A 1,211-nucleotide genomic window follows, 5' to 3' on the forward strand; every position below is an offset into this window, starting at 1 on the left:
GGACGGTGTGCCCATCGGAGTGCTGACGAGCCCCGTAGGCGCCGACGTGGCGGTGCGCGGGCGCGTGACCGACGCGGGTCAGCTCGCGGCGCAGCTGCTGGGCGAGCGCCACGTGGGCCGGGTCGGTGATCACGGCCTGTTTGGCCCACGAGCGGCGGTGCTGGGCGACGATCTGGCCTTGACAGGACACCACGACCCGGTCCGGGGAGGCGGTGACCTCGACGAACCGGCCGATCATGCGTGGGTCGACGGAATAGTCGCCGGTGTCCACGCGCACGTAGTAGTCCCGGGCGAGCCGGATCCGCCCGGTGAGCCCGACCGGCGGGTCGATCGGCGGTAATGCGACCATCGCGGCGTAATCGGTGTCGAGTAGATCGACCGGCCGTCCCTGAATCGAGCGGACCGTCCGCGCATTCGCCCGCGGCAACCAGTCGGCCAACTGAGCGTTGAAGTCCTGCGGTGAGGTGAACACCCGCCCGGGCAGAAACGATGTTTCGAAGTATCCGTTGTTGCGTTCGACCATCCCTTTGAACTCCGGATCCCGCGGTGGGGCCAACCGGATCCGCGTCGCCAGGGTTCCAGCGAACGCCGCGGCCGGCACGCTCACCCGCCCGGTCCCGCCGATCGCCGATTCCCGATCCCACACGAGCGTTTTGGTGACCCGCCCGATCTGCGAGATCAACGCCCACATCCCCGACAACAAGTCACCGCACTGACGGGAGGGCAGCATCGTGGCGGTCAGGAACCGGGAGAACGCCAACGTCATCACCAGCACCGGCAGGATTCGTTCCTGCCCGCGCCCGACCGGGATCGGCGTCTCCGGGAACCACAGATCGCACTGGGTGATCTGCCCGGGTTCGTAAACGACTCGGTCGACCGGATCGACGCCGACGTACTCGGGTCGGATCTGGCGCAGCCGCTTCTTCAACGGCGTAATCGAGTACGGCCAGCTGATCCGCTCCGCGATCACCGGTGCCGGCATCCGCGGGAATTCCGCCAACACCGCCCGAATCCGCGGTTCGAACGCATCAGCCACCGACCCCCGCGGCGCCCGCACGTAGCGCGGCGGCCGGTCCGACGCCAACGCCGCCCGCACCGTGTTCCGGGCCACCCCGAGCCGGCGAACGATCTCCTTGATGGGCACACCCTCAGCCCGATGCAGACGGCGGATCTCCGCCCAGTCCTCCACTGACAACACCCTCCAAGATCGG

Annotated in this window: 1 protein-coding gene; it reads right to left on the reverse strand. The window is 68.6% G+C overall.

The annotated features are described in order from the left end of the window. Nucleotides 1-1,198, reverse strand: a 1,198-nt coding sequence (gene istA / locus ABD743_RS44350) for an IS21 family transposase (RefSeq protein ID WP_344730729.1), incomplete at its 3' end; no start/stop codon positions are given. Nucleotides 1,199-1,211 lie beyond the last annotated feature (13 nt).

This window comes from Pseudonocardia yunnanensis (assembly GCF_039534065.1).
GTDB lineage: Bacteria > Actinomycetota > Actinomycetes > Mycobacteriales > Pseudonocardiaceae > Pseudonocardia > Pseudonocardia yunnanensis.